1 pseudogene is annotated in these 590 nt (G+C 27.3%); it reads left to right on the top strand.

Annotation, left to right across the window (positions count from 1 at the left end):
- Positions 1-302: 302 nt before the first annotated feature.
- Positions 303-590: pseudogene (locus IDG60_RS21255) on the top strand (DUF6978 family protein); the annotation flags it as partial.

Raw genomic sequence — 590 nt, 5'->3', positions numbered from 1 at the left:
TAGTAAACGGCTACTACATTCGCATGTACTTCGTTTTACTGTCCACGCATGGTCGTTGACTTATTTATATTATAATATAAATATTTTATTTTTCAATACTTAATTTTAAAAATCCCCTATGAAAATGTTGATGAACTACATCTTTAAATCTTATTATACATTGTATAAAATTATATTGCGAGGTACTAAATTGATGATATACACTTTTGGTTGTGTATGCATCTCACCTATCTTTTTTTGCTTTTTTCAAATAAGAAAGTATTAAAAATTAATGCCTATACAACGTTAAAGGAGGAACAGACATGGCTAAACTTGATTTAAATAGTCTTGACGATGAGCACGTAAAATTATTAATAAATGAATTAAAATATCCAGAAACTCATATCGATGTAAATGAATAAAAAACAATAGTTGCTAGTCGAATAAATGAAAGGCAAGAAATAATAAGTTTTAAGTTAGGAATAAAGTACTTCTTAACAATAAAAAGGGATAACATAGAAAAAGATAGGTTTTCAATTTCAATCATTTTCAAAGATACCTATCACACCCTAGTTAGAATAGATATTAACGGTGGTACTCACGATAATCCA

The sequence above is a fragment of the Staphylococcus sp. EG-SA-2 genome, assembly GCF_017152085.1.
The sequence above is the reverse complement of the archived record's forward strand: the minus strand, read 5'-3'. Positions and strand labels throughout refer to the sequence as shown.